Here is a 2883-nt window from a genome sequence, read left to right on the forward strand (position 1 = left end):
CCTGAAAGCCGCGTCCGTGTTTTTTGCGCAGGAGATCGACCGTCCCCGGACGAGGCCGAGCAGGTGATCGACCACCTGCGTGACAAGGGTCTCGGGGTCGATCCCGTATGCCGGGTGCTGGACCTGTCCCCGTCGACGTACTTCGCGCGCAAGAAGCGCCCCAAGTCCGCGCGCCGGCTGCGCGACGAGCGGCTCATCGGCCTGATCGAGACCGAGCACGCCGACTCCGGCGGCACCTACGGTGCCCGGCGGATCACCCGCGCACTGGCTCGCAAGGGCCACGTCGTGGCCCGGTGCACGGTCGAGCGGCTGATGCGCGAATCGGGCGTCGAGGGCGTCATCCGCGGGCGGCGCCGCCGCACCACCGTGCCCGAGCCGGCCGCACCCCGTCCACCGGACCTGGTCGACCGCCGCTTCACCGCCGAGGGCCCGGATCGACTGTGGGTCGCCGACCTGACGTATGTCCGCACGTGGTCGGGGTGGACGTACGTGGCGTTCGTCCTCGACGTGTACTCACGGATGATCGTCGGCTGGCAGGTCGCAGACCACCTGCGGACCGAACTCCCGCTGGACGCTTTGGAGATGGCGTTGTGGCGACGCCGTATCAAGAAGGGCTCCGGACTGGTTCACCACTCGGACAGGGGGTCGCAATACGTGTCCATTCGCTACACCGAGCGGCTCGCCGATGTCGGGGCCGCCGCTTCGGTCGGCTCGGTCGCGGACAGCTATGACAACGCGATGGCCGAGGCGCTCAACGGCACGTTCAAGGCCGAACTGATCGAAATGCAGGGTCCGTGGCGAGACTTCGCCCAGGTCGAGCACGCCGTCGTGCGCTGGGTCGGCTGGTACAACGAGGAACGGCTCCACTCCGCCCTCGGCTACGTCCCACCGATCGAGTACGAGCAGGCGTACCGACAGTACCCGCAGCAACAACAAACGAAGACCGCCTGAACAACCGCAACACTCTACGAAACCCGGGTCAGCTCAGTTCGAGGGGCGTGGGAGGAACTGCCAGCGCTGGTTCTGCCCGCCGTGGAAGGGCCAGAGCCGCACCCCGGTGCCGGATGCCACCGACGAGTTCTCCACTTCCGCGACCGCGCTGGAGCCTGGCCTCCCGAGATAGCCGGCGGTGGGCCAGAGCGGCTGGTCGGCCGCGGAGGCGGGGGGTGCGCCCGCCGTCGTCATCAGGGCGAGGAGCATGGCCATCACTGCCGCCCACAGGCAAGCGGAGCGCGGTACGCGACGCCTCCGCCGTAGTAGCTCGTTCATCGGCCGTCCCTTCGGCGAGGGGCCGCCGAAAGCGGCCCGTTCGGAGAGGACGTGGCCAGGCGCAGCAGAATCTCTCAAGGTCCGCCGAAATTTTTTCCCGGGCCGGTGTCGAGGCGGCAGACGGCGTCGGCGCGGAGGAGTGGCGACCGGGGCAATCGGCGGCGGGCTGCGCCGGCCCGCGGGAGCGCGCCGGTGTGCCGGTGTGCCGGTGACCCCTCCCGGGAGGGCTCGGCAGACCGTTCCACGGCGACGGCGGACGGGAATCGGCCAATGCGTCCCGATTGTCGAAGTGCGCCTCCTCGCCCCGCGAAAATCTTCGGAGCGAGCACGCACGCCTGCCCGACCCCGGCCGTGTCCGCCGTCGAGTGACCGACCGGCAATCGTGTGTCGAGGGTCTACAGGTCGGTTCGGGCCAGGAGTGCTTCCGCCTGTTCCCGGGTGAGTATCGGCGGGACCGGTGGCGGTGTGCCTCCCACGTTGGAGTCGCGGCGGTACGCCAGGACCCACTCCGCGACGGGATTGTCGGTCTGCAGGGTGGCCACGATCCGCTCTCGCAGTCCCGGAGAAATGTCCGGGCGGGCCGCGATCGCGTTGCGGACGAACTTGTCCGGACCTTCCACGAAACATTTCGGGGAGGGCGACCCCGCCATCTGACGACTCCGTCCCCGTACATGACATTACTTGTCAGGTATGGGCTCCAAGATTGTTCTTGTCGGCACGACGATCGAAGGAGAACCACCATGGCGAACATCGTTCTCGTCCCCGGTTACTGGCTCGGCGCGTGGGCGTGGGACGACGTGGCCGGTCTGCTGCGCGCAGCCGGGCACGACGTCACGGCGGTGACGCTGCCGGGTCTGGAGGCGGACCGCACCGACGTCACGGGCGTCGATCTCGCCACCCAGACCCGCGCGTTGATCGAGGAGATCACCACGCGGGATCTCACCGACGTGGTCCTGGTCGCCCACTCGGGCGGCTCGTTCCCCGCGTACGAGACGCTGGACGCCATCCCGGAGCGGATCGCCCGGATCGTCTATGTCGACGCCGGCCCGGTCGGGGACGGCACCGCCCTGCTCGATGTGATCGATCCGGCCGAGCGCACGCGCGCCGAGGCGGAGGCCGCCGAGCGCGGCGACGGGCGATACACGAACGCGTTCGACCCGACGGCCGACCCGGAGGTGCTCGACGGCCTCTCCGACGCCGATCTCGCCGCCCTGCGGGCACGCGCGGTGCCGCAGCCGTACGCGGTGGCCGCGAGCCCGGTGCGCGTCTCGAACGAGGCTCGCCTGAAGGTGCCGGCGCACCTGATCACGTGCACGTTCCCCCTCGACCAGGTTCAGGCCATGATCGCGGCCGAGCACCCCTTCTTCGCCGAACTCGTCAAGGCCGAGTCCATCGACACGCGCGCGCTGCCCACCGGCCACTGGCCGATGTTCTCGCGACCCGCGGAACTCGCGGCGCTGCTCGACGAGATCGCCGGCTGACCCCTCGGCGGTGCATGCCGGTTGTGGGGGGGGGGGGGGGGGGGGGGGGGGGGGCAACCCCCCCCCCCCCCCGGGCCTGCAGTCGCGGGACCGCCCCGCCCCCCCCCCCCCCACCCCCCACCACCCCCAACCA

Annotated in this window: 4 protein-coding genes; 2 read left to right on the forward strand and 2 right to left on the reverse strand. The window is 70.4% G+C overall.

The features are described from left to right. Nucleotides 1–951: IS3 family transposase (locus tag ACZ4FV_RS51895; protein WP_465328414.1), on the forward strand; the 951-nt coding region annotated here is incomplete at its 5' end. Between the two features lie 33 nt (nucleotides 952–984). Here ACZ4FV_RS51895 and ACZ4FV_RS51900 read toward each other — a convergent pair. Both ACZ4FV_RS51900 and ACZ4FV_RS51905 read right to left on the reverse strand, forming a co-directional pair. Then, nucleotides 985–1269 (reverse strand): RICIN domain-containing protein, encoded by a 285-nt coding sequence (locus ACZ4FV_RS51900; RefSeq protein WP_465328416.1) that lies wholly within the window; start codon nucleotides 1267–1269, stop codon nucleotides 985–987. A gap of 395 nt (nucleotides 1270–1664) precedes the next feature. Then, on the reverse strand, nucleotides 1665–1889 hold the full coding sequence (locus ACZ4FV_RS51905) for a hypothetical protein (protein WP_465328418.1): 225 nt from the start codon (nucleotides 1887–1889) through the stop codon (nucleotides 1665–1667). A gap of 120 nt (nucleotides 1890–2009) precedes the next feature. Between ACZ4FV_RS51905 and ACZ4FV_RS51910 the strand changes: the two genes are divergently transcribed. Then, on the forward strand, nucleotides 2010–2750 hold the full coding sequence (locus tag ACZ4FV_RS51910; protein ID WP_465328420.1) for an alpha/beta fold hydrolase: 741 nt from the start codon (nucleotides 2010–2012) through the stop codon (nucleotides 2748–2750). Nucleotides 2751–2883 lie beyond the last annotated feature (133 nt).

The organism is Embleya sp. NPDC025285 (assembly GCF_055558835.1).

What these genes read in the sequence shown, in the direction of transcription:
- ACZ4FV_RS51900 (WP_465328416.1), bottom strand. Translation starts at nt 1,269, where the DNA reads ATGAACGAGCTACTACGGCGGAGGCGTCGCGTACCGCGCTCCGCTTGC.
- ACZ4FV_RS51910 (WP_465328420.1), top strand. Translation starts at nt 2,010, where the DNA reads ATGGCGAACATCGTTCTCGTCCCCGGTTACTGGCTCGGCGCGTGGGCG.